This window comes from Bacillus sp. FJAT-29937 (assembly GCF_001509555.1).
GTDB lineage: Bacteria > Bacillota > Bacilli > Bacillales > Cytobacillaceae > Cytobacillus.
In genome coordinates, this window is sequence record NZ_LMAS01000015.1 from 49,323 (window position 1) to 74,037 (window position 24,715).

The 24,715-nt window shown below is 40.1% G+C and carries 18 protein-coding genes and 2 pseudogenes; 7 read left to right on the forward strand and 13 right to left on the reverse strand.

The window, feature by feature from the left end; translation table 11 throughout:
• Positions 1–313: 313 nt before the first annotated feature.
• From AR328_RS20665 to AR328_RS20680, 4 genes are read right to left on the reverse strand one after another with little or no spacing between them, the layout of a single operon-like run.
• Positions 314–1,681, reverse strand: a complete 1,368-nt coding sequence (locus AR328_RS20665; RefSeq protein WP_231735061.1) for a glutamine synthetase family protein — start codon at positions 1,679–1,681, stop codon at positions 314–316.
• Between the two features lie 6 nt (positions 1,682–1,687).
• Positions 1,688–2,875 (reverse strand): M20 metallopeptidase family protein, encoded by a 1,188-nt coding sequence (locus tag AR328_RS20670; protein WP_066301330.1) that lies wholly within the window; start codon positions 2,873–2,875, stop codon positions 1,688–1,690.
• 15 nt (positions 2,876–2,890) lie between these two features.
• Positions 2,891–4,246: an APC family permease gene (locus tag AR328_RS20675; protein WP_066301332.1), complete on the reverse strand. Its 1,356-nt coding sequence runs from the start codon at positions 4,244–4,246 to the stop codon at positions 2,891–2,893.
• A complete protein-coding gene (locus tag AR328_RS20680) occupies positions 4,231–5,412 on the reverse strand; it encodes an amidohydrolase family protein (RefSeq protein WP_066301334.1) in 1,182 nt (393 codons plus the stop codon). The genes AR328_RS20675 and AR328_RS20680 overlap by 16 nt, the downstream gene beginning before the upstream one ends.
• Positions 5,413–5,735: 323 nt before the next feature.
• Here AR328_RS20680 and AR328_RS20685 point away from each other — a divergent pair, with 323 nt between their 5' ends.
• Together AR328_RS20685 and AR328_RS20690 are read left to right on the forward strand one after the other, a co-directional pair.
• Positions 5,736–7,493, forward strand: a complete 1,758-nt coding sequence (locus AR328_RS20685; RefSeq protein WP_066301341.1) for a sigma 54-interacting transcriptional regulator — start codon at positions 5,736–5,738, stop codon at positions 7,491–7,493.
• Between the two features lie 636 nt (positions 7,494–8,129).
• Positions 8,130–9,458, forward strand: a complete 1,329-nt coding sequence (locus tag AR328_RS20690; protein ID WP_066301346.1) for an aspartate aminotransferase family protein — start codon at positions 8,130–8,132, stop codon at positions 9,456–9,458.
• Positions 9,459–9,676: 218 nt separating this feature from the next.
• On the opposite strand, the gene AR328_RS20700 is transcribed toward AR328_RS20690, so the two are convergent.
• On the reverse strand, positions 9,677–10,576 hold the full coding sequence (locus AR328_RS20700) for an acetamidase/formamidase family protein (protein ID WP_066301356.1): 900 nt from the start codon (positions 10,574–10,576) through the stop codon (positions 9,677–9,679).
• 392 nt (positions 10,577–10,968) lie between these two features.
• On the opposite strand from AR328_RS20700, the gene AR328_RS20705 reads away from it, so the two are divergent.
• The 4 genes from AR328_RS20705 (at position 10,969) to AR328_RS20720 (ending at position 16,613) form a co-directional block, all read left to right on the forward strand.
• Positions 10,969–12,084, forward strand: coding sequence for an IS110 family transposase (locus tag AR328_RS20705; protein WP_066301358.1), 1,116 nt, complete (start codon positions 10,969–10,971; stop codon positions 12,082–12,084).
• A gap of 727 nt (positions 12,085–12,811) precedes the next feature.
• The gene (locus AR328_RS20710) at positions 12,812–13,396 is read left to right on the forward strand and encodes a helix-turn-helix domain-containing protein (RefSeq protein WP_066301360.1); all 585 of its coding nucleotides are present in this window, start codon (positions 12,812–12,814) and stop codon (positions 13,394–13,396) included.
• Positions 13,397–13,630: 234 nt separating this feature from the next.
• Positions 13,631–15,169: a Na+/H+ antiporter NhaC family protein gene (locus AR328_RS20715; protein WP_066301363.1), complete on the forward strand. Its 1,539-nt coding sequence runs from the start codon at positions 13,631–13,633 to the stop codon at positions 15,167–15,169.
• 16 nt (positions 15,170–15,185) lie between these two features.
• A complete protein-coding gene (locus tag AR328_RS20720) occupies positions 15,186–16,613 on the forward strand; it encodes an amidohydrolase family protein (RefSeq protein ID WP_066301369.1) in 1,428 nt (475 codons plus the stop codon).
• Between the two features lie 622 nt (positions 16,614–17,235).
• Here AR328_RS20720 and AR328_RS20725 read toward each other — a convergent pair.
• The 3 genes from AR328_RS20725 to AR328_RS20735 all read right to left on the reverse strand — a co-directional run bounded on the left by AR328_RS20725 (position 17,236) and on the right by AR328_RS20735 (position 19,525).
• Positions 17,236–17,640, reverse strand: coding sequence for a cytidine deaminase (locus tag AR328_RS20725; RefSeq protein WP_066301371.1), 405 nt, complete (start codon positions 17,638–17,640; stop codon positions 17,236–17,238).
• Positions 17,641–17,792: 152 nt separating this feature from the next.
• Positions 17,793–18,485: an SDR family oxidoreductase gene (locus tag AR328_RS20730; RefSeq protein ID WP_066301373.1), complete on the reverse strand. Its 693-nt coding sequence runs from the start codon at positions 18,483–18,485 to the stop codon at positions 17,793–17,795.
• 440 nt (positions 18,486–18,925) lie between these two features.
• Positions 18,926–19,525, reverse strand: coding sequence for an ankyrin repeat domain-containing protein (locus AR328_RS20735; RefSeq protein ID WP_066301374.1), 600 nt, complete (start codon positions 19,523–19,525; stop codon positions 18,926–18,928).
• A gap of 27 nt (positions 19,526–19,552) precedes the next feature.
• Between AR328_RS20735 and AR328_RS20740 the strand changes: the two genes are divergently transcribed.
• Positions 19,553–19,960: a LysR substrate-binding domain-containing protein gene (locus AR328_RS20740; protein ID WP_197414505.1), complete on the forward strand. Its 408-nt coding sequence runs from the start codon at positions 19,553–19,555 to the stop codon at positions 19,958–19,960.
• 70 nt (positions 19,961–20,030) lie between these two features.
• Here AR328_RS20740 and AR328_RS20745 read toward each other — a convergent pair whose 3' ends face one another.
• From AR328_RS20745 to AR328_RS23620, 5 genes and pseudogenes are all read right to left on the reverse strand, one after another.
• Positions 20,031–21,056: a DHHW family protein gene (locus tag AR328_RS20745; protein WP_231735063.1), complete on the reverse strand. Its 1,026-nt coding sequence runs from the start codon at positions 21,054–21,056 to the stop codon at positions 20,031–20,033.
• A 139-nt stretch (positions 21,057–21,195) separates the two neighbouring features.
• Positions 21,196–22,575, reverse strand: a complete 1,380-nt coding sequence (locus tag AR328_RS20750) for an MBOAT family O-acyltransferase (RefSeq protein ID WP_066301383.1) — start codon at positions 22,573–22,575, stop codon at positions 21,196–21,198.
• Positions 22,576–22,580: 5 nt separating this feature from the next.
• Positions 22,581–23,063: a DUF4358 domain-containing protein gene (locus AR328_RS20755; RefSeq protein WP_066301385.1), complete on the reverse strand. Its 483-nt coding sequence runs from the start codon at positions 23,061–23,063 to the stop codon at positions 22,581–22,583.
• Between the two features lie 272 nt (positions 23,064–23,335).
• Positions 23,336–23,599 (reverse strand): annotated as a pseudogene (locus AR328_RS23615) (bifunctional 2',3'-cyclic-nucleotide 2'-phosphodiesterase/3'-nucleotidase); the annotation flags it as partial.
• Between the two features lie 84 nt (positions 23,600–23,683).
• Positions 23,684–24,352: pseudogene (locus AR328_RS23620) on the reverse strand (SGNH/GDSL hydrolase family protein); the annotation flags it as partial.
• Positions 24,353–24,715 lie beyond the last annotated feature (363 nt).

Below are 24,715 nucleotides of genomic sequence, written 5' to 3' on the forward strand. Positions count from 1 at the left end.
ATAAGCAAAAGCAAAAAACACGCACTATAAAGGGTTCATGATGCTCGTTTTGATGGGGTACATCAGAAAACACGCACTATAAAGGGTTCATGATGCTCATTTTGATAAGCTAAAGCAAAAAACGCGCACTATGAAGAGTTCATGACGATCATTTTGATAAGCAAAAGCAAAAAACACGCACTATAAAGGGTTCATGATGCTCGTTTTGATAAGCTAGAGCAAAAAACACGCACTATAAAGGGTTCATGATGCTCGTTTTACGTCTGAAATTCCCCCAAAACAAAGCAAAGCCCCCTTAAGAGGCTCCACTCCACTAAAATCTAGAAGAAAACAGCTGTCGTTCCCATTCACTTACTATCTTAGAATATTTACTCCATTCTGTCCGCTTAATATTAATAAATTCTTCCCAAATGGTACGGCCGATTGTTTGCGCCAAAACAGAGTCTTCTGCCAAAGCATTGATCGCTTCATTTAAGCTTCTCGGCACCCACTTGATGCCTCTTTCTTTTAATTGAAATTCGCTTGCCGTGCTGACATCGAATTCAATGGGTTCACCAGGATCGATTTGGTTTTGAATGCCGCGAAGCCCTGCTGCTACTAGACAAGTGGCCAGCAAATAAGGATTACATGTGCCATCTGCACCCCTGAACTCAAATCTTCTCGTTCTTCTTTTTTCCGGGATACGGACGAGAACGGAACGGTTGCCGGAGCCGTAGCAAATATGAGCAGGCGCCCATGAACCTGGCTGCATTCTTTTATAGGAATTAATGCTCGGCGCTCCGATTGCAATCAAGGATGAACCGTGCTTTAACAATCCGCCAATAAAATGGTAGGCTTTTTCAGACATATCTAGCCCGCGCTGGTCAGTCGTATCCTCAAACAGGTTTTCCCCTTCATCAAATAAGCTGATATGCACATGCAGGCCACTTCCGGCATGCTCTGCAAAAGGCTTTGGCATCAAGGTGCCAATTAAACCTTTATCGCGCGCGATTTGCTTATATAAATGCATAAATGTAACCTGGTCATCAGCAGCCTTCAATGCGTTCGTATATTTCAGGTTAATTTCCAATTGCCCTGGACCGTATTCACTTGATAATTGCTCTGTCTCCACACCCATTGCTTCTAATGAATATACAAAATCCTGAATGAAATCCTCCTGCATATCCGCTCCCTCAATCGAGAAACAATGGCTGTTATCTGCAGGAACAAGCTTGCCGTCTTCTTCCTTCAATAAATAGGCTTCTTGTTCAAAGGCCATATTCATTTTTCCGCCTAGAAGGGTTTCTACTTCATTTAAAAGACGCTTTAGCGCGCCTCTTGGGCAGCCATGCCATGGGTCGCCATTAATATCTACCAAGTCGCAAAGCATCCGTGCGGTGTTTTTTCGGTATGGCAGAATAGCAAATGTGCTTGGATCTGGCACGGCAAAGAAGTCGCCGTCATTTGCACCAAAGCTCGGATTTGGAATATATTCATCAAACACATCAAAGCTCATAATCGCTGTACTAAAATTAATCCCTTTTTCCATTGCATCCATTAGCTGCATCGGACGGATCGTACGTCCTCTAGTAATACCGGCATAGTCCAAAAACTCTACGCGAATAAATTCGATTTTTTCACTTTTTACAATCTCAAGTACTTGTTCTTTCGTCATTGTTTGCTGCATTTCTTTTGTAATCATGATGAATTATCCCCTTTGCATTTTGTTTAGCACAACAGAAGTAAATAGTTCAATGCCAGTCAACATAACTGATTCATCGAATTTAAATTTCGGATGATGTAAATCAAAGGCCTCTTTCCCTTTCATAGCAGTCCCAAGCCGGAAATACGTGCTTGGCACCTTTTCAGCAAATGCTCCGAAATCATCCGCTCCCATTGATGGCTCATGTAAAAGAACCACTTTTTCCGGTCCAAAAAGTTCATTTGCCGTTCTATCAACAATCTGTGTGACCCATTCACTATTAATCACAGGCGGGTGGGCGTCCTCTTTGAATCGAACTGACGCCTTTCCGCCAAAGCTTTTTGCGATATTCTCACATAGTTCAGTAAGCTGTATTTTTAATTGAGTCCTAGTTTCAAAGGAAACAGCGCGTGTTGTTCCTTCTAAAATTACTTGGTCAGCGACAATATTACTTGCTTTCCCTCCGTTAATTTTTCCAATATGAACAACAACCGGCTCCACTGGACTATTCGCTTTCGTGACAAGTGTATGAAGTGCTTGGACAATTTGCGAACTAATAGTAATCGCATCAATCGCTTGGTGCGGCCTTGCACTATGTCCGCTTTTTCCATTCACTTCAATAATAAAATCATCACAGGATGCGGTTACCGCACCATATCTAATACCGATCGTTCCATGCGGCAAATGCGGCCATAAATGCAGGGCGAGCATACAATCAACCACCGGAGCCTCGAGGATTCCAAGATTGACTAATTGCTGTGCTGCCCCATCTGCCTCCTCACCCGGCTGAAAAATACAGCGAACCCTTCCAGATAGCTTACTTCTATGGTGATAAAGCTGGTACACCGTGCCGAGCAAAATCGTCGTGTGCCCATCATGGCCACAGGCATGCATCACTCCCGGATTAGCAGAAGCAAACGGCAGATCGGTTTGTTCCTGAATCGGAAGGGCATCAATATCTGCCCTTATTCCGACATGAGGCCCTTCCCCTTTTTCCCCAATAATGTCCACATAAATTCCCGTCTCACCAATCCGGTTAAAAGGAATTTCCCAGCCTGACAGCACACTCTCTAAATACTCGCATGTCTTAAATTCCTCAAATGATAGCTCTGGATTTTGATGAAGATGCCGGCGAATTTCGTATAGCTGATTGGCGAGCTGTTCATCTATCTTTATTTCAGTTACTGTTTCCATTCAATTTCACCCTTCCTACACTGCCTTTTTCTCACCGGAAGGCTTTTGATTTTTATTTTTGTTAAATACTTTAAACAGAATATATAACGCTCCCATCCAAATGACTCCGCGAAGAAGTGTCATCGGCGAGCCAATGAAGCTTCCGTAGAAAACGATGGCAATTCCAATGAAGCCGAGGATTGGAAATAACGGGTAAAGCGGCTGTTTCCATGATAATTGGCTGACTTCTTCCTTTGCATTTTTTCGGTAAAGAACAGCTGCAATTAAGGCAAGCGTCCATGAAATAAGCCATGCAAATACCATTTGATTCGATAATTCGATATAAAGGAAATCTGGATTAAATGTTCCTAGAATAATTAGAGCGACTGAAAGTGCCCACACAATGATAATTCCATAAACTGGCGTTCCAGTTTTTGGATGAAGCTTTCCGAAGACTGCCGGCATAAATCCGCTCTTTGCCTGTGCATAAAAGATTCGTGATGCAGCGTAAAGCGTACCCATCAAAATACATGTAGCAGCTGCAATCCATGCAGTCATATTCATGATGTATGCACCAGCGATTCCAAACACCATTTCAGCAGCAACTGTGAACGGTGAACTGTCAATTGTGATTTGATCCCAAGGAATTAGCCCTTGTAACACAAATTGAGCAGCTGAATAAAGCACAATAAATGTAATACTTGACCATAATAAAGCTTTCGGTAAATCTCTCGGATTCCTTGCCTCGCCGCCAGCCGTTGCAAGCGTAACAGCTCCTAAATATGCGTATGTACCTAACGGGATGGCTGCCCAGAAGCCATCAGATCCATGAGGAAGGAATGGAGTGAAGTTGTCTAAGTTAACATCCTTTAAACCAATAATGGAGAAAAGCGCCATAACGACAGTCATAATGACTACTAATAATAGCTGTGTTTTCGCAGCTACCTCAGCGCCAAGAATATTCAAGATAGCAAAAATCGTCAGGAACAGGATAGCAAAAAACGCTGGCCACATAGCCCCTTGAAGCTGCGGGAAAAACCACATCGTAATTCTTCCTAGGGCGATGCCGACACTTCCGCCGCAAATTACCCAACCGGCAGCAAACGTGAACCCGGCCAAAAACCCCCACCAGTTACCCATAAATCGTTCAACCCATTGGGACATAGCCCCGGCATTGGGCATCCCTACTGCCAATTCACTTAAAGCAACCATTAAAAATAATTGGGAAAACCCCGCAATTCCATAGGCTACGATGGCACTTGGACCAGCCGTAGCAATCCCTTGCCCCATTAAAAGAAAGATTCCATCTCCAATAACCGACCCGACTCCCAGCGCCCAAATCGCCCAGAAGCCAAGCTTTCTTTGCGGATTTAACTCTAATTGGTTGGACATACAGTTGCCTCCTTCATATATTTTTGATATACATTCTCATAGTTCCGATAGAGCACCATTTCCCCGATTGCCTGAGCAGTCTCAACATCCATATAGTTAGAATCGACCCATGAATTTAACACTTCCTCAAAGCACTCCTTAAATAAATGAACACCGAGCCAATTCATTTCAGGCACAGTAAAGGCGTCAGATCCATACATCACCTTTTCGAATGGCGCAAATTCAAATACTTGTGACAAAATTCGTTTGACCCCATGCCCGCTAAACGGATTTTGCAAGGAAATATCCATATATACATTTGGCAGAATGCTAACGATAAATGCCGCTTCTTCAATCCATGGATACCCTCCATGAACAAGATGGACTTTCGTATTTTGATATTTTTCATCACGAAGCATGTCGATCAGGAAGCTTGGACTTGCCTTAGGAAGAACAACCTCCCCATCGCCAATTCCCGTGTGGATATGCATGACCTTGTCAGCCTTCGTACACTCTTCCATCGCCACATGCAGGCAATAGTCTCGTAGATTCTTAACAATCGCACGGGAATCTTGTCTGAACTCTTCATATTCATCAGCTGCTTGCTTTTCATCCATTGGGGAAATTTCCAAACCGCTGCGGTAAGCAATAATCGACTTTAGTCCGACGACTCCTTCCGTCTTTAATGCATCTGCTAAATCCGCACGATATTTTTCATTGAATTCTGAAAAGTTTCCGCAAGTTTGACTGAGCTTAACCATCACTGGTTCAATTCGATAGATTTCCCAAATGCGCGCTCCGCTTAAATCAGCATACTCTTCCTTGCTTAAAGGCGGCTGTGGGTATCCAAAATCCCCTACTACACCAGTAAGCTTCGCATCCGTGAAAAGCTTCCGTGTATATTTTTTAAAATCAGCTGCATGTTCGTTCCGATGCTTAGTCACTTCTTCAAGGGTTGGTTCACATGAAAAATATTTTGCTAAACGCTGTATTAAAATTTGCACCCACATATTGCTTCCCGGAAAAGGCTGTTTAGGCAATCGCTGATAATTTTCCGGTATTTGAAGCGGAATAACCGCTAAGGATAATTGTCTTAAAAATTCCTCAGCTGTATATGGTTTTTCATTTGCTACATATGGATGCGCATGGACATCAATGGCTTGTACGTTTTTTAATGAAACTTTCATCGTTCATTCCTCCTTCAGTCTTACAGGAATTTATCTAGCAAGTTCCGTGCCAAATTATTCAGATCATAAAAAACGGCACAAAGATGCCTTAATTGTCGAAAAAGTGTGAGTGTTTTTGAGAAATCCATCCATTAATAACCGAAAAAAATTCATACACCGAAAAATATTTTTCTATTCTGTTTTTTCAATTTATCTAAATAAAATGAATATCCATTTAATTCCGTTGACAGTTATGTTAACATTCCAAATATATAAAGAATTGCTCAATAGGAGGAAAATATATTTGCAGCAAAATATTTTTCAAAAGAGGCAGGTGATTATCGATGGACCAATCTCATTTGGCCTTACGGGAAGTATGGAATCATTCCTACGAATCTATGATTCTATTTAGCGGAGATGGATCCATTCTTTCATTAAACCGTACGGCTGCACGCTTATTCCTAGAAAGCCCGTCCACCCTTATTGGTTCTTCTATTTTTGAACTGATCCCATCAGATGATTTCAGAAAATGTATTCAGGGAAAAGCGAAGACAGGCGTTTCGATCTTATTAGGTGCAAAGCAATTGCTCGCCAACATCGCCTTTTTCGATAACGGCCAATTCGGTACGTATCTTTTATTTTTAAAGGATCTTTCACAAGTCCAGCAGCTTCATCACCAAATCCAGGAGATGAATAAAACAAAGCAATTATTTGATTTAATCTTGGATCAGCTGGATGAGGGAATTGCTGTTATCAATGATAAGGGAGAAGTCCTTTTCTATAATCGAAAAGCAGGCGAAGTCGAAACAATGGAGCCGGAAACGGTAAGAAATAAACGGGTAACTGACGTATGGAGTGTGGACGAAAACACGAGCACCCTATTAACCTCTCTCAGAACGAGAAGAACGCTTAATCATCGGGAAACCCAATTTTCAACAAATGGAAAAGCAATTACTACAGTTGTCCGGACAGTGCCTCTCGTGCTTGATGGGAATATTGCCGGAGCGATGGAAGTCTCACAGGATATTACTGAAAAAAAGCAGCTTTCAGAAACAATTATGAGGCTGCAAAAGCAGGTGAAGGGCGGTGTCGAGCCATTAAGCTCTCTCCCTTCACAAAAAAACAATACGCGCTTTCATTTTGAAAACATTGTTTTTTCCAGCAGAGAAATGGCTCAATCCGTTGAGCAAGCAAGAAGGTCTGCACGTTCGAAGTCCAATATATTAATCGTTGGTGAAACAGGAACAGGAAAAGAGCTTTTTGCCCAAAGCATTCATAATGAAAGCCCACGGAAAAACCAGCCATTTATTGCGCAAAATTGTGCGGCCCTCCCTGAATCCTTGCTCGAAAGCCTTCTATTCGGCACGAAGGCTGGCAGCTTTACTGGCGCCATCGACCGGCCGGGATTATTTGAACAGGCTCATAATGGGACCCTTATGCTGGATGAAATTAATTCAATGAGTATTAATCTGCAGGCAAAGCTTCTGCGTGTGTTGCAAGAACGGAAGGTGACAAGGCTCGGGTCAACGAAGGAAATGGATATTGATGTAAGAGTGATCGCCACGATGAATGAAGACCCGATGGAAGCCATTAAGCATGAGCGCCTTCGTGAGGATTTATTTTATCGCCTAGGGGTTGTGAATTTATGGATTCCGCCATTAAGGAATCGGAAGGAAGATATTCGCGTCCTAATTGATCATTGTATTGCGAAGCATGCGGAAATCCTTGACGTGAAGGTGGACGGCCTCGAACCGGATATTTTTGAGTTTTTCATGAATTACCACTGGCCCGGCAACGTCCGGCAGCTGGAGCATGTAATTGAGGGCTGCCTTAACCTAATGTATGACGAAAAAATGATTGGATACGACCATCTGCCGCCCATGCTCAAACATAAAATGCAGCAGCAGGAAAATCCAATCATCACCGGTGCTTCCGTACAAATCACTGGCACCTTGCCTGAACAAATCGAACGCTTAGAACGCACCATGATCCAACAAGTCCTAACCAGCACAAATGGAAACGTTACCAAAGCCGGAGAACAACTCGGGATTTCTAGGCAAAATCTGAACTATAAAATTAAAAAATATCAGATTTACACATAGAAGGCGGAATACGCAGGACTTAGTTAGTAGGCTGCCTACATAACACGCATTTTTGTAGAGCTACAGATAAAACGAAGAATCATAACTCGCATTGGGTGAAGATGCAGGTAAAACGAGCACTATGATAGATTCATAACTCGCGTTTTGCGGGAGTTACAGATAAAACGAGCACTATGATAGATTCATAACTCGCGTTTTGGCCGAGCTTCAGATAAAACGAGCACTATGAAGGCTTCATAACTCGCGTTTTGGAGGAGATACAGTTAAAACGAGCACTATGAAAGATTCATAACACGAGTTTTGGAGGAACTACAGGTAAAACGAGCACTATGATAGATTCATAACTCGCGTTTTGGGGGAACTACAGATAAAACGAGCACTATAAAGGCTTCATAACTCCCATTTTGATAAAGCTACTGTTAAAACGAGCACTATGAAAGATTCATAACTCGCGTTTTGAGGGAGATACAGATAAAACGCGTACTATGAAAGCTTCATAACTCGCATTTTGAAAAAAGCTACTGTTAAAACGAGCACTATGAAAGCTCCATAACAAACATTTTGGTGGAGATACAGATAAAACGAGCACTATGACAAAACAAATTCAATTATTACTATAACTAGGAGGGAATCAATTTGCAGAATCCATTTCTTACTGCTGAGGATCAAGTCATTGCCAATAGTTTAAAAATCCGTTTTTATCCGATCGCGGTTCAATCCGCTAAGGGAACGAGAATTACCGATCAATTTGGTAAAGAATACATCGATCTGGCAGCAGGCTGGGCAGTGGCCAATATCGGGTACGGCCACCCTCGGGTCAGCAGCAAAATCAAGGAAAAGTATGATTCATTGTCCTTCACTTCGCAGCTTTCCGCCCCTGAGGAAACGATGGTTTCTTTAGCCCAGAAGCTGATTGAGATCACTCCAGGAGACTTTTCAAAAAAGGTGTGGTTTGGCCATTCCGGCTCAGATGCCAATGACTGTATTGCCAAGCTAATCCCCCTTGAGAAAAAACGCTCAAGAATGATTTCATTTATGGGGTCCTACCATGGACAAACAATGGGGTCACTCTCCCTTTCCGGCCATCCGGCTCAAGCTGGTTTTATCGGAAGCGGCAATGTGGCGAAAATTCCGTTTCCAAATACCTATCGCCCGCCATTCGGCGAAACAAATCGCTTAACCGACCAAGTGATTGATTACATTGAACAAGAGGTTTTCAAAACCATTTGTCCGCCGGAGCATACAGCCGGGATTATTATGGAGGGCATCCAGAGTGATGGTGGGCTGCTCGTACCACCGGATGATTTTCTGCCGCGGCTAGAGGAGCTTTGTAGCCGTTACGATATCAGCCTTATTTTTGACGAAGTAAAAGTCGGCTTAGGCCGAACAGGAAAATGGTTCTCCTTCGAACATAGCGGCGTCGTTCCAGATGCTGTCGTTCTCGGAAAATCGTTGGGCGCCGGCCTGCCAATCAGTGCAGTCGTTGCCAGAAAAGAAATTTTGGACATTGGCACAGCGATACATATGTTCACCACAAGCGGAAACCCTGTTTGCAGTACGGCTGCGTTGGAAAATATCGGGGTAATCGAGGATGAACAACTTGTGGAAAATGCCCGGGTAAATGGTGATTATTTTATGCAGCATCTGAAGGAACTGCAGAAAAAATACGAATGGATTGGCGACATCCGCGGAAAAGGCCTTGCCATCGGCGTCGAGCTTGTAGAAGACAGAATCACCAAAACTCCTGCAGCCGAAAAAACTGCGGCCATCTGCTATCGTGCCTACGAATTAGGTCTGCTAGTCTTTTACGTTGGCATCCATAGCAACGTCATCGAAATCACCCCGCCTCTGACTATAACAAAAGAGGAAATAGACTTAGCGATATCGATTTTGGATCAGGCTTTTTCTGATATGGAGCAGGGGCATATTAATATGGATCTGGTGAAGGAGTATGCTGGGTGGTAATGTGGCAATTATTTATGACTAGGATGCTTCTCCTGTTTAAATAATGGTTCATTTGCTTCGGTAGTTTCTAAATAGGAGTTACTCACGGGATCTACTTTCCCCATTTGCAAATGAATGTGAATTTGAGAGGTTCCCCCTTTTTTCCTTTTATTCATACAAAAAATTTGGTGAGGCGGAGGACAATATCCCCGCCCCACCAGCAAATACTAATCCACCATTTAAATTAATTCCACGTTCAATTGCTTCAACAGCCACTTCGGCACAACAAAGCGAGCAGTCATGAGGGGATCCACAACTTGGCAAATCTCGGCTTGGCCTGCCGCACTTAAAAGCATAGTCACTTCACTGATCGGCAAACCTGTTTTCTCAACTAGTCGATCGGCCATTTCTTCCGTTGCAAGTTTGACTGCTTCATCTAGTGTCACAGCGGAGACAATTTGTGTAAAAACTTCATCATTTTCAAGCATTGGATTCTGAAGCTTTACCCCTTTTAGAACCTCTAATGTAACTGTAGCCTTACCCGGAACCTCAATACCGGAAACACTAATTTCTCCATCCCCCATGGCAGCATGAAAATCACCTAATCCAAATAAGGCACCTTCCGCAAAAACAGGAAAATAAAGAGTCGCTCCCTCTGTAATCATCTTATTATCCATATTTCCGCCATGAGAACCCGGTGTACCACAATTGACGCCTTCACCCTCTGGTGCAACCCCAATAACCCCAATCATCGGATTCATAGGAATTTCAATTTCATTAAAAATTGCCTTCCCGTCGCGGATAGGAATAATCTTTGCCTCCATTTGGCTAATACGGTGCCCCATTACACCAAGATTAGGACCGACAACCATGACACCTTGGTTTCCAACCTCGAGCTTTTCAATTTTTACTTTTAAAACATCACCAGGCATTGCTCCCTCAACAAAAATTGGCCCGGTTGCAGGATTAATCTGATTCCAGTCAATCTCAGTCACGACTGTTTCACTAGATTCAATTTGATCTTTAAAGCAATCATAAGTTTCAATTTCAACTGTTGTTCCTGAAGATACTGTCATAATCGGCTTTTGATTTTTGTTAAACTCGTAAATAATACCTTTTTCACGATTTAAGACTGCCATTCTCAAAAACTCCTCTCCTAGGCGGGGTTATTGGGACAAGTCCCTTAATTTAATTGTAGCAAAGGATGCGTCCCTCTGCCCCGTAAATGCCTTTTACTTTTTCAATCTCGGAAAATAGTTTGTATTGTCTAGTAAAAAAACGACAAGCTGCTCCCCTAGTGACAGCGGGTGTGAATAAACATCCTCTTGGTGAAATTAACCACGTATTTAGGCCAAGCGGACACCGAGTTCGTTATATGCTAAAAAACACTGGGAATCCACTGCTTTTTAGCAAAATAGTTATCATGAACAAAACTGGCTCCTTAATCGTAAAAACGTAGGTTAACTTGGTTAGACTGTTTAATGCAAAAACAATAACCAAATCAGAGCTACATTACGAAAGGAGCCTTATTATGAAGGATAACACAAAATTTGTAGGTTTAGACGTATCGAAAGAAAAAATTGCTGTCGCAATTGCAGATCAAGGTAGAGAAAAACCAAGATATTATGGAATGATTCCGAACACTCCTGAGGAAATCAGAAAACTAGTAAAAAAATTAGGAGATCAAGAAAATCTTAGAGTGTGTTACGAAGCCGGACCAACAGGATATCCATTATTCCGCTTATTTTTAAGTATGGGAATTCACTGTGATGTAATCGCACCAACTTTAATTCCACAAAAGCCAGGTGATCGAGTAAAAACAGATAAAAGAGATGCCATTCGCTTAGCCCAGTTGTATCGGGCAGGAGAATTAACTTCGGTATATGTGCCAACCAAAGAAGATGAAGCCTTACGTGATCTTGTAAGAGCTAGAGAAGATGCAAAAGAAGATGAGTTACGTGTAAAGCATCGGATTACTAAACTACTCCTTCGATATGATATTCGCCCTCCACAAAAAGTGGGAAGAAATTGGTCATCTAGATATCGTGAGTGGATCTATACATTAAAATTTGATTATTCTTCTTTACGGGTTGCTTTCCAAGAATACCTGCAGGCTCTACAGGAAGTAGAGCAACGTTTAAAACGTTTAGAAGAGGAAATACAAGTTCAGGCAGATGAAGGTGTACATGCCCCAATGATTCAAGCACTCCAGTGTTTACGTGGGGTAGCTGTTATTTCAGCGACAAGTCTAGTTGCCGAAATTGGTTCGTTTAAACGGTTTCGTACACCGAAACAACTAATGGCATATTTAGGTCTAGTACCAAGTGAAAGTTCTAGTGGGGAAATACGAAGGCAAGGGAAAATCACGAAGGCAGGAAACACTCATGCCCGACGCTTACTGATCGAATCGTCCTGGAGTTATCGGTATCAACCGGCTGTTCGAGATAGATTAAAGAGAAGGCAAGATGGACAACCAGGCTTCATTCAGGCGATATCGTGGAAAGCCCAACAAAGACTGCATAAAAAGTATTTCCGATTATTGTCTCGTGGTAAATCAAGTAATACAGCGATTACAGCAGTAGCTCGGGAATTAGCAGGATTCATTTGGGCAATAGCACAAGAAGTTGAAGAATTACCTGCAAATTAAGTAATATTACAAAGTTAAATTGTTATTTGTTCAAGTTTACGCTATAGCACTAATAGTCAATTGGAAATATTACTAAACGGAGTAAGAACAGGGCTCGGAGGCAAAGTAAAAAACCGTAGAGGAAAATTCACGAGTTCCGCTTGTGCTAGCTTTTAATAGTGAACGCACGTAAATAGTTCGTGAAAAGTCCTTGCACGGAGAGATAAAATGTGAGAACCCACGTATATCAGAATGCCGACCGGTGTTTAAAAGATTTTGCCTTCGTGCCGTGTTCTTAATCTTCCTTCTCATCCTGGGATAGGATCTCAAGTTAGTTATAGCTTGAGGAATGGTCTGTAAGATGAGAAGGAGATAGTCTAACCAAATTGGTTAACCTTCCACAAAGAAGCAGCAAAGGCTTCTGTATTAAGGCTGCCCAAAAACCCAAAAAACAAGGGAAAAGTGGTAGAAGCTTGACAGTTTTGTTCATATCAGCGGATCCTAAGTCCGCAAACATAAGGAATTGACCCATCGGACATTTCAAACCGCTCTTATCAGCTTTTAAAGGATTAAGTATAATTATTAATCTCACCTTGTTATATTATCTCTTTTTCAAAACTGTATGGTATAATCATTAAGAATATTTAAAATACTAATGATCGACCTTCCTTAAGAGGTTAATCACTATAATAACTCAATGTGTAAAAGATATATTTAGATAATAGTTGCCGGAAGGGCGGAATAAATAATGGATAGTAGTTTAATTCGACCTGAACTTCCGGTCGGGATGATAGGAGAGAAAATTCGCTCGATAAGGAAGAATTCCCAATTAACTGTAGATGAGGTTGCAGAGAAAATTGGCTTAAGCCAGAGTATGGTTTCTCAACTAGAAAGAGGAAAAGCAAAACCTTCTCTTGATACGTTGTGGAAATTAAGTATTTTATTTGATGTATCTCTATCCTACTTTTTTGAGGGTATTGAAAAACAATCCGTTATCGTTTCTAAACGGGATGAGCAGGAAATACTCAAAATGAGACATAAAAATGTTCAATACAGAGTGTTAGCCCCGCTTACTGGACGGAAAATTGAGTTTTTTGAAATTACGGTTAGCCCGGATCAGGGAGAAGAACTCCAATTTCATCCCCATAATGGAGAAGAAGGCGGAGTTGTCATACAGGGGGAATTAGAGGTCCTTATTGGCGATAAATCGTATCTTCTGAAACAAGGAGATAGTATTTATTTCGATAGTACACATCCCCACGCTTTTCGAAATCCAGGAAGTCTTCCTGCAGTGGCTATTTGGACAGGCACTCCTTGGGAACCCATTAATTAATAAACAGAGAAAGCTGCTGAAACATTTTTCAGCAGCCTTCTCTGTTTTTTTGTACTTAATTCCATACATACACAACCAAAAGCGCAACGTAGTTTAATAAAATATAAATACAATTAATATTTTTGTTGAATTTTGAATTTATTGTGTTATATTTTTCCCATAGGCCCAATTTTTGAAATATTCAGCACCGTAGAAAAGGATTACTTTTAAAAAATTTATAAAGGGGGAAAATGTATGGAATTTGGAGTTTTATCGCTATTGCCGCCATTAGTTGCCATTGTTATTGCTTTACTAACGAGACAGACTATTTTATCTCTATTTATTGGAGTATGGGTTGGGGCCACCATTATTAATTCTTGGAATCCTTTGTCAGGATTTGCAAAAGGTATTTCTGATTATATGATTCCCTCCATTGCCGATCCGTGGAATGCGGGGCTACTAATCTTAGTAAGCTTAGCAGGTGGATTTATTCATATTTTAAGAGTGACTGGGGCTGCCCAAGCCTTTGCTCAGGTGGCAACGAAAAAAGTAAACACAAGAAGAAAGGCACAAAATGTAACATGGGGCAGTGCATTTCTATTCTCTTATACGGAGCCAGTTCTTATCCTGGGAACGATTATGAGACCATTAACAGATAAGCTAAACGTTTCCCGGGTTAAGCTGGCTTACATTTTAGACTCAATGGGCTGTTCCCTTGCATCTATGTCACCCATCAGCAGTTATGGCCCATTCATAACCGGACTGATTGCAACTCAAATTACAGCATTAAGTTTAACGGACAACCCTTGGACATTATTTATTCAAATGATTCCTTATAACCTTTATGGACTATTTGCGATGATTGGTGTTTTATATGTAATCAATACCGGTCTGGATATCGGCCCTATGTATCATGCAGAAAAAAGAGCGATTGAGACTGGTAAAGTGTTAGGAGAAAATGACAAGCCATTGGTAGCTACGGAAAAAACGGACGAGTTTCCAGAAGGACATACGTTTAAATTCCATCAATTCTTAATTCCAATGCTGCTCCTATTCATCACGATTTTCACAGTTATTTTTTGGACAGGGAATATAGCAGAAAATGGGTTTAGAGGCGCATTTATTAATGCAAACATTGTTTTAGCCATTTCATGTGGATTTTTAACTGGTTCGATTGGTGCAGGTGTGATTTCCGTTGCATCCAAGCTTCATACGATTAAGTCTGCTTTTGATGAGTTCACGCAAGGAATCATTAATTTAATGATTGTACCGATGATTCTTGTGCTGGCATGGTCCATTGGGAAAATTGCAGGTCAAATGGAGTTAGGTGCCTACATGTCCTCCGTTGTCGGTGACTACTTGCCTTCTTTTATTGTCCCTGCTTTAATTTTTTTACTTGGCTCTTTGATTGCTTTTGCAACAGGAAGCTCCTGGGGAGTATTTGCAATTATGATGCCGATTGCTATTCCAATGGCAGTAACGATGGACATTCATATCCCACTGATCATTGGGGCTGTTATTAGCGGCGGTTTGTTCGGCGACCATTGCTCACCTATCTCAGATACAACTATTCTTGCTTCAACTGGTGCAGCATGTGATCACATTGAACACGTAAGAACTCAGCTTCCTTATGCCATATTAATCGCGGTCTGTACATTAATAGGATTTATTGTAGCCGGTGCAACAGTCGGCTGGCTAGGAATCATTACAACAGCAGTTACAACATTTATAGCTCTCTATCTCCTAAATAAGAAAGCAAAGCACTCTAGAAATTCATTAAATATCAGTATGTAAAAAGGAGCGAAGTGGATTGAAAGTCGATCTGATTATACAAAACGCACATATTCTTACAATGGAAGGAAAAGGTGTCGGGTTTATAGAAAACGGTTCCATTGCCATTAAAGGAAACCTTATTCAAGAGGTCGGAAGTACCTATGAAATAAATAGAAACTATAAAGCTGATAGAATCATAGATGCAGCCAACAAATTAGTAACACCTGGTTTTATTGATGCACATATCCATACGGGAATTGCTATTTTCCGAGGGGTCGCTCAGGATATGTCAAACTGGATGCAAAAGGGCCTTTGGCCGTTTCAAAAGCATTTGCAACCGGAAGAAAGCGTTAAAGGTTCAATGGTAAACATTATTGAAGGAATTAAATCTGGTACAACAACCTTTTGTGATTACGATGGAAGAATGGACCTAATCGTTGAGAATTATAAAAAGATTGGTGCCAGAGCGCGACTAGCTGAACTCGTTAATGAAATTCCAGATAACGTGGGTGATTTACCGGTTGGGGAGCTATACCCTTTCAATCCATCTATTGGAAATACAAAACTGAAAAGAAACCTCGAATTATTTGAAAAGCATCATGGGAGTGAAAATGAAAGAATTACAGCCATTTTAGGTCCACATGGTCCTGATATGATGAGTTTAGAATTACTTAATGAGATCAAAGGGTATGGAGAGAAATTCGATACAAAACTTCATATGCATGTGGCTCAAGGTGATCGAGAAATTGATCAAATGATAAAACGTTACGGCAAAAGATCCATCGATTTTCTCGAAGAACATGGACTTTTAAATGATAGATTAATTGCTGTACATTTGACGGAAGCCACAAATGAAGAAACTGAAAAAGTTGCTAAAAGCGGTGCCGGCATGGTTTATTGCTCCGGCAGTATAGGGATTATTGATGGTCTAGTCCCCCCTGTTTACCACTTCCTGCAGTCAGGAGGTGTCGCTTGCTTAGGTTCCGACCAAGCTCCAGGCAATAACTGTAACAACATGATAAATGAAATGAAATTTGCAGCAATCTTAAACAAAGTAAAACTAGCGGATCCAAGAGTTTTTAATGCCACCATGGCCTTAAGAATGGCAACCATTGAAGCAGCGAAGGTAATGGGAATTGATCATGAAGTCGGATCGATCCGAAAAGGAAAAAAAGCGGATCTGATCATTATTAATTTACAAGATCCATCCTTCTTCCCGGTCTACACAAAGCCGATTCGAAATATTGTCCCTAACCTAGTCTATTCCGCACGTGGACACGAAGTAGAAACTTCCATTATTGATGGACAAGTGATTATGGAAAATAGAAAAATCCACACCGTGGATGAAACAGCTGCTATTACTGAGGCGCAACAGGCAGCTGAACAAATCGCCATTAGAGCCGAAAAGGATATTTTACAAGCAGAAAGTGATATTTTAATGATGGTGAATGAAGGATTGCTATAATAATTGAAGGGGCATCCTAAAGTCGATTTTCTGGCTTTGGAGAGCCCTTTTAAGTTTTTTGTACCTAAAGGCGTTTTAAAAGGAAAGCATTTATAAACTAATTTGCAATCTATAAGATAAAAAACCCAAGATTATGAAATGGTGTTAAAGTAACAAGGTTTTTTGTAAAGAGAAAAAGTCCTAGTGGAGATAATTACAAATGATGATCGAATATACAGAAAAAAAGGAGAGTACTTTATGATTAACTCTCCTTTTCTATTAAATTATATAAATTTCCTCTGACACGGGGCTGAAACAATATAAAATGACACCTGAAGGAGGTCTCTTCAAGATTTATCAGCCAGATTTGGAGGGTTATCAGCCAAATTGAGTAGTTTGTCAGCCAATTCTTGGTGATTGTCAGCCAATTTTGATATTTTATCAGCCAGATTTGGCAGTTTATCAGCCAATTCCATAAGCGGCGCCAAAAATGAGCGGATACCAGCAAATTTTTAAAGCTGGGTGTCAGCCAAAATATGAAAGCACATATTAAGAGTTTGTTTAAATGTTGTGATTCCATCCTGCTGCACATTATCGTCCAACTGTGAAATTCAAAGCCCGAATTTCTGCCGACTTACATTTTCTATTTTTCTTCAATTATTTTATACCAATGATATGGTTGAAGCTCAGATAAGGTTTTAAAAATAACCTCACCCTTTTTTGATGAAATGGCAGCTTTTACATCGCTTCCCCAATAATACAATCTCTCTTGGCAAATGCCGCATGGTGAAAAGATTTGAAAAGGGGAATCTTCGTCTACTCGGAAAACACAAATCGAATGAGTTACCCTTTTATTAAGTTTATGAGCTTCGCAGATTGCACCGGTTTCAACACAAATTTCGGTAGAAGGATTAAAAGTTTCGGGAGCAACACTTGTCAATATTTGACCATCTTCTGTTAGCATCGCCGCAGCATACCCATCCCCTTGAGGAAATCTTGTCTTAATCAAATTTACAGCCGCATTAAAAAGGTCTTGTCCTACATCCATCCCAATCCCTCACGTCAAATTTATTCTTTTCTAAATAGTGTAACAATATTTTAGCAACAAGAAAAGACTAGCGTACGGGGTGGACTAACCTAATAAGCCTTGCAAACGTTCAAAAGTTGCAAGGCTATTCACGAGGATAAGATACCATTAATTTAAATCTTATTTTTAATAATAACCTCCGTAACAATAAGGTTTTTCCGCACCTTCGCATTTGCAATGATGATATCCGCAATATCGTCTGGGTCCATTAGGTTTTTCATTCTCTCTTCTGTTAAAATGCCCTCCCAGAACGGGGACTTCATTCCGCCCATATAGGCACCGAATACACGAATACCGGTGTCGTTTAGTTCCTTGACAAGGCTCTCTGTGAAGCCCCGCACACCAAATTTACTCGCACAATAAACGGACTCGGTGACCTTCCCTTCCACTCCCGCTGTCGACACAATATTAATAATGAGGCCTTCGTTTCGCTCTTTCATGCTTGGCAGGACCTCTTGTGTGCAAAAAATGGTTCCCTTCAGATTGATATCAATCATATCATGTACATTTTCTTCCGTTAGATTTTCCGCCAAATCAAATACACCCAATCCAGCATTATTGATTAATAAATCGATTGGGCCCACTTCCTCTTTAATAGACGCCACCGTTTTTTCGACTTCGCCCTTTGAGGAAACGTCTGTCTCGTAGATTGAATAGCTGCCCGTTAATTGTTCAGCCACCCGGTTTAGTTTTGAAGCGTTTCTCCCAAGCAAACAAACATGGCTGCCCATTTCAGAATATTTCTTGGCAAGAGAAGCACCCAACCCGCTCCCTGCGCCTGTGATTGCAACAACTTTTATATCCATGGTTTAATCATCCTTTCTTTTTACCGCTACGAATACTATACCACTATTATTTTTTATGACCTATATCCGCCTGGTTTTTGTTGACCATTTAAGCGGGTATAAAAAATTTTTATCATAGAGGAGGAACTTTCGGAAAATACGCGTATAAATCTTGGGAAACGGGGGTAATTTTCTTAAAAAATACAATTTGAGAAGATTTTCAGATCCAAGTTTCAGTTTTCTTCTTTTAATGGGAATTTCCCCTCTAGTTTTGCGACCTGACGATCATTTTAAAAGTTTATCAGCCAATTTTGTCCGGTTGTCAGCCAATTCTTATCATTTGTCAGCCAATTCATGGCGTTTGTCAGCCAATTTGGGAACTTTCTCAGCCAATTCTCCAATCTCAATGAAGAAGGCCGCGAGTCAGAATCACCCCCAGCCTATTATAAAACTCAATACTATTACTCCGCCCCAGCCTCTAATAATATTTTCTCGATTTCCGAGTATCCTTTTTCCCTCGCAAGTTCAAGGGGGGTAACCCCATATTTATCAACCATTTGAGTGTCTGCACCATGTTCAATTAATAATTTAATAATGGCTTGCTGTGTTGGGCCGCCGTCATTCAGGATGATTGCCTCGATCAGCGGTGTCCAGCCGACAAAATTGGTGTGGTTTACATTAATATCCGTTGTGGCTAATAGCAAGCGAACGACATCAAGATGCCCCTTTTCACACGCCGGAGTCAAACCAACACCTCCAAAACGAGTCAAACACTCTAAATCCGAACCATGATTAATCATTAATTTTACTAGAGGAAGGTCCCCTTTAATACAGCCATATAAAAATGGATTAAGACATGTTTGATCCTTCAGATTAATATCAGTGCCTTCATTAGCCAAAAATTCTACAGTATCCAGTTTCTTATGTATGGCCGCAATTAATATAGCTGTTTGCTTTTTCTTATTTCTAACATTAATATCCATGCCCTTTTCTAAAAGGCTTTTTAAATTTTCAATATCCCCTTCAATAGCAGCTGTAAAAAAAGCTTCTGTTAAATCCAAGGAATGACATTAATCAATAGTTTGACGATGTCCAATTACCTTTTACCTATCCTGGTCAAGGATTTTTACCGGTCATTTCCAAAAATAAAACCAACGATTCACACTGGCCATTCCCACAATGTTCTCGATATGGTATTAAAAAGAGAGGTTGCGTTGGGAATAGCCCGAGAAGTCAGTCATCCAAAAATTGAAACTCTTCATTTAATGGGGGATGAAATGGTTTTGGCGGTTTATCCAAGCCATCCATTAGCATTGAGGCAATCTATTTCGATAGAGGAAGTGGCTAGTGAGCCATTAATCCTTTTTAATCGTAATGAGTCTTTGTTTAAATGCGGTAAAGGCCTTATCCGACATCTAATCTCATTACTCTCCTTGCTGTATACAACATTTATCATAATTTGCAGTGATTTAAGAGTTTCAAATATTAAGCTTTGAAAAGGATATTTTCCCCAAAAATAAACACCCGCTCCTCTATTTTAATTAGAGAAACAGGTGCTTTTAGTTGCTATTTTCGTAGTTTCAACAATTCTGAATTATTCACAAAGGTTGAGGTGTTAAATATAAACAAGACTTCACCGATTCCGTTTTCTTGCATGAATGCACTAATATTTCCGTTGTAATATCTGATGTCTATTACGTAGATTTCTGCGACATGATTCGTGAAAAATGGAATTAAGTTGTGTGCGTAGGAATCCTTGATTACAAGGAGTTTTTCTTGTTGAATTTGTTCGGGCTTTAGTTGGCTCGTAATTTTCATTAAGGCATGGACTCCACCTAAAAAATAGGAGTATTTGTCCTTTTGGGTTAAGAAGCTTTCATTATATAGACTATTTACTGTTTCTTCTGTATCCGCAATGTATACTTTCGTTTGTATCGGCTTACGAGGAAAATAGGCCTGAATGGTATCGGGCGTGATCCCGCTGAATTGACTTCGAGTATGGTAGCTCCCTAGAAATGATTCACTGATGGTTTGTATTTTAAACTCGTTTTTTGATAATGGTTTCCACCCCATCTCCTTTGCATAAGCCAAATATCCTAAATTGGCCCCATTTGTGTTCCAATGATGGTCAGTCCGATAGTAAACAGGCTCAGAAGCATCTGCACTTAAAAAATCATAGCCATCTATAAAAGTGAGTGTATTTTTTACATAGTCCCCTATTTTTTGGTTTACCTTGTCCTGAGGGTATGAAGGTGCTAACCAGGGTAATTTATCTAGATAAATCCCTACTGATGTCGGGATAAGCATCAATGTTATTTTTACATTAGGATGTTTCGATGAAAATTCATTTAGAGAATCAGTGTATTGCAGCAGTTTTTGTTCTTCTGGCATTAAAAACTTTTCGAATAAATAACCTTCTTTTCCGTAATAAATACCATTGTTTTCATTTTTGAGTCGCAGTCGTTCTATGTGAGATTTGGCCATCACCCAATGGTTACGAAAAGGAAAATGATCAGAGAAGTAGTTTTCTAGCTCATTTCCATATTCCTTGGATATTAATTTGTCTAAGGTCAAGTTTGGAAAGGGCTGCAAAAGTCGGTTTTCCATTTCGGAAAAACGTTGCGGTGTCATAAATAGCAAAAGCAATAAGGCGAGCGCGAGTGTTGTGCAGAAGCTTAATATCAAAAACTTGTCTGCCTTTGATTTCATTTCTTTAAGTTCACCTCACCTATTAAAAACGAAAATATAAGAACGGATTAAAAGTTGAATCTACTAAATAGGCCACTGATAAAAGGAAGAGAAATCCATACCATCCAAGATTAAGCACTGAATGTTCTTTCGGCCATTTCTTTAGAGGCATTGAAAAAGTAATTAGAAATAAAAATAAAACTACATTGGTATATCCTAAATACAATGTCTCTTGATTCCATATTGCTTGATTATTCAATCCAAACAACGCTTTTGAGTAACCGAAGATTAATTCAAGGTTATCCAATGAAAATAGAACCCATCCTATTAATATAAGTAATATCGCGTATATGTGCCTCATCCAACGTGGAATTTGACTTAAAAGTTTTAATCCCCACCATTTTTCAAACAAAAGGATGATACCAAAATACAGCCCCCAAAAAACGAAATTCCAGTTAGCTCCGTGCCAAAATCCCGTCAATAACCAGACAATAAAGATATTTCGGAACTGGAGCATTAGCCCCCGGCGGTTGCCGCCTAATGGTATATAAACATATTCCCTAAACCATGTGCCAAGTGAGATATGCCATCTTCTCCAAAAATCAGTAATACTCTGTGCAATATATGGATATTTGAAGTTTTCATTGAATCGGAATCCAAACATATAACCAAGGCCAATCGCCATATCAGAATATCCGCTGAAATCAAAATAAATTTGGAAAGCAAAAGCAATAATCCCGAGCCACGCTGTTAACATGGGTAGTGTTTCGATATTTGAATTTGAAATAGTATTCCAAAGAATCCCGATATTGTTGGCCAGCAAAACTTTTTTTCCTAGACCAATCGTGAAGCGGCGAATACCTATTGCAAAATGTTCTATACTTTCCTTCCTGTTGCGAAGTTGTTCTGCAATTGTTTTGTACTGAACGATCGGACCCGCTACCAGCTGCGAAAATAAAGCTACATATGTGCCAAAATCAATCCAATTTCTTTGAACTTTAACTGTCCCCCTGTATACGTCAATAATGTAGGACATTGATTGAAAGGTATAAAACGATATGCCAATCGGAAGTGCTAATTCAGTTAACGGAAAGGAAGTTCCTAATAGAATATTTATATTTTCGATTAGAAAGTTAACATATTTAAAAAAGGATAGTAACAACAAGTTGAAAGTTATAGAAATGACAACAATCACTTTACGCCCTGTCGAAGAAAACTTTGTGCTACCGAGCAACAACCCAAATGTGTAATCCATAAGGGTGGAAAAAAGCATAATAACTATGTAAATGGGTTCTCCCCAGGCATAGAATAACAAACTGGTTAAAAATAAAAGGAGGTTTTTGAACCTCCTGGGTGAACAATAATAAAGTACTAAAACAATCGGTAAAAATATAAATAGAAATGTCAGGCTGCTAAATACCATGATCGTTATTTATTGCTGAAGAAGGCGTTGAAATGTTTAATTAGTTCTTCGGATTCTTCAGAAATCACAAATAACATGTAGTTGCCATTGGTAACGATCTTATAGTTTTTGGCATTTTCGTATTGATCCGGCAAATAGTTTTCAAAGTTTCTTATTGCATCTGCAGCACGTTTTTCGAGTGCAGATTTAACAGTTTCTAGATCTTTTTTGTCCTTCAACTTCAAAATGGATAGTTCGTTGGATGTTACATTCATTAACGGCATTTGTATTATATATTCCTCAAGAAGGTTAGGATTTATATAATAACTTTCCTTGACTTGTACCTCCTCTAGTTCCATAAAGGCTGGTTGTTCCACTTGTATTAGTAGTTGTTCCGCCATTTCCTTTACTGTTACTTTTGGTTCAATCTTAGTTTCTCGATTGTTTGAGCATGCGGTAAGGGTCAATAAAAACACCGCAAATAAAGCCCACATCATTCCTTTTTTCATAAATACACACAGCTCCACTCTTTTAATATCGTGCTTTTTCCAATATATTGACGAATATATTTCAAATAGGTTACAGTTTTTTGTTTTTTAAAAGCAATAGCAAAAGACCAAATCAGATGTGATTTGGTCTCCTAATCTCACTGCTATTTACAATGTTATCCCACAAATACGGAGCTGCTTATCGGTTAAGATGATGAGCTAAATCACCTGACTTTTTCGAACCAGCAAGTACTCTTTTATTGGAAGGAAGTATTAGAATATTCCCCATTTATTTATTTCAGCAGCTGCAATTTATGTTTAGACGGAGTTTGGTAGGATACATAGCCTTCTATCTTTGTCACATAATGGCCTTCGCCAACCGAATATTGGCCGCCAAATTCGTTGTCATAGCGGTAGACACGGTATTTTTCACCTGGATTTAGGACTCTTACGAACTGAAGACCCTCATCAGTTCGTTTCCATAGATTGATAGGTTTTTGGATGGAAAGTCTGCCAATCTGGCCCTTTTTCAAAATAACGCCATCCCAATAAACTACCGGTGCTTCCTTGGCAGGCACTTCGACTTCCACTTCCTCTTCTGTAGCTGCCGGTTTCATCACATTCCAGAAAAGCTCAGAGACCGCCTTGTAGCCATCCACGCTCAAATGAATATCTTTCGGGTTTGGTAAAAAAGCAATATTTTTTGCGACGACATCTGCAGTAGGAACATAAGTAGAGACGGATTTAATCGCAATTTGTTCAATCATTGAATTTAGAGAAGCTAATAATTGGTTAAGAGCGGGCTGGTGCTCAGCTGGCAAATGCGGGTATGGATTGTAATAGCCCATGATATAAAGCTTTACATCTGGATTTACCGTTTTGATAGCTGTAACGATTTTAACAAGGTTTTGCTGAATTTCGGCAAAAGTTTGCTGAACCTCTGCTTGATCAAAAGAAACAGTTTGATTGACCGGATCAATTTTAATTTTCTTTAAGATATCATTGGCGCCGACATCTAGTGTCACATGCGTGGCTTGGCTCAAAACAGCCTGGATTCCAGCGTTTTCTCCTTTTGTCACGTTATTAGTAATATCTTCAAGCACATTCGTTGTCGTATAGCCCGGTACAGCGTAATCCCTTACAAACGTTTGGAGAACCTCGGCGCTCTGGAAGTTTTCCGCAATAAAGTCAGTATAGCCCTTGCCAATCTCGCCAAACGGCGATAGGCCGGCAGCCAATGAATCCCCAAGACTAACATAATACACATTCTTTTCAGCAGCAGCTGAGCTAGCAATTGGCTGCGCGATCATCCCAAATAAAAGCGCAAACGCAAATAAAACCTTTACAAAATGCCTAGACAAATAGACCCCCTACTTTCGTGATAATTTTGAATATTTAAACAACACTCTATTAGTCTACCTTAATGAAATAGGAAAAAACAACTAGAAAAAGGATTGCTAAAGGTAATATTTGTTGACATTATTCGCTATTTTGTTGAGTCTCGAGGTCGATTTTTTGCACTTCCTTTTGTGGTTAATCGGGATCTTTCTTTTACTTTTAAATTTTAAAAAATACCCTTAATTAAAACCAGCTAATAGTTTGTCAACATTTTTCAATAAAAACATAAAGTTTTTCATGCTATACTAAAAATAGGCATGCCAAATAACCTCCCA

Excerpts from the sequence above, each read along its gene's own strand:
- AR328_RS20665 (WP_231735061.1), bottom strand. The coding sequence starts at position 1,681 with ATGATTACAAAAGAAATGCAGCAAACAATGACGAAAGAACAAGTACTT.
- AR328_RS20675 (WP_066301332.1), bottom strand. The coding sequence starts at position 4,246 with ATGTCCAACCAATTAGAGTTAAATCCGCAAAGAAAGCTTGGCTTCTGG.
- AR328_RS20730 (WP_066301373.1), bottom strand. The coding sequence starts at position 18,485 with ATGGATATAAAAGTTGTTGCAATCACAGGCGCAGGGAGCGGGTTGGGT.
- AR328_RS20725 (WP_066301371.1), bottom strand. The coding sequence starts at position 17,640 with ATGGATGTAGGACAAGACCTTTTTAATGCGGCTGTAAATTTGATTAAG.
- AR328_RS20740 (WP_197414505.1), top strand. The coding sequence starts at position 19,553 with ATGTCCAATTACCTTTTACCTATCCTGGTCAAGGATTTTTACCGGTCA.
- AR328_RS20705 (WP_066301358.1), top strand. The coding sequence starts at position 10,969 with ATGAAGGATAACACAAAATTTGTAGGTTTAGACGTATCGAAAGAAAAA.
- AR328_RS20680 (WP_066301334.1), bottom strand. The coding sequence starts at position 5,412 with ATGAAAGTTTCATTAAAAAACGTACAAGCCATTGATGTCCATGCGCAT.
- AR328_RS20710 (WP_066301360.1), top strand. The coding sequence starts at position 12,812 with ATGGATAGTAGTTTAATTCGACCTGAACTTCCGGTCGGGATGATAGGA.
- AR328_RS20750 (WP_066301383.1), bottom strand. The coding sequence starts at position 22,575 with ATGGTATTTAGCAGCCTGACATTTCTATTTATATTTTTACCGATTGTT.
- AR328_RS20715 (WP_066301363.1), top strand. The coding sequence starts at position 13,631 with ATGGAATTTGGAGTTTTATCGCTATTGCCGCCATTAGTTGCCATTGTT.
- AR328_RS20685 (WP_066301341.1), top strand. The coding sequence starts at position 5,736 with ATGGACCAATCTCATTTGGCCTTACGGGAAGTATGGAATCATTCCTAC.
- AR328_RS20755 (WP_066301385.1), bottom strand. The coding sequence starts at position 23,063 with ATGAAAAAAGGAATGATGTGGGCTTTATTTGCGGTGTTTTTATTGACC.
- AR328_RS20700 (WP_066301356.1), bottom strand. The coding sequence starts at position 10,576 with ATGGCAGTCTTAAATCGTGAAAAAGGTATTATTTACGAGTTTAACAAA.
- AR328_RS20670 (WP_066301330.1), bottom strand. The coding sequence starts at position 2,875 with ATGGAAACAGTAACTGAAATAAAGATAGATGAACAGCTCGCCAATCAG.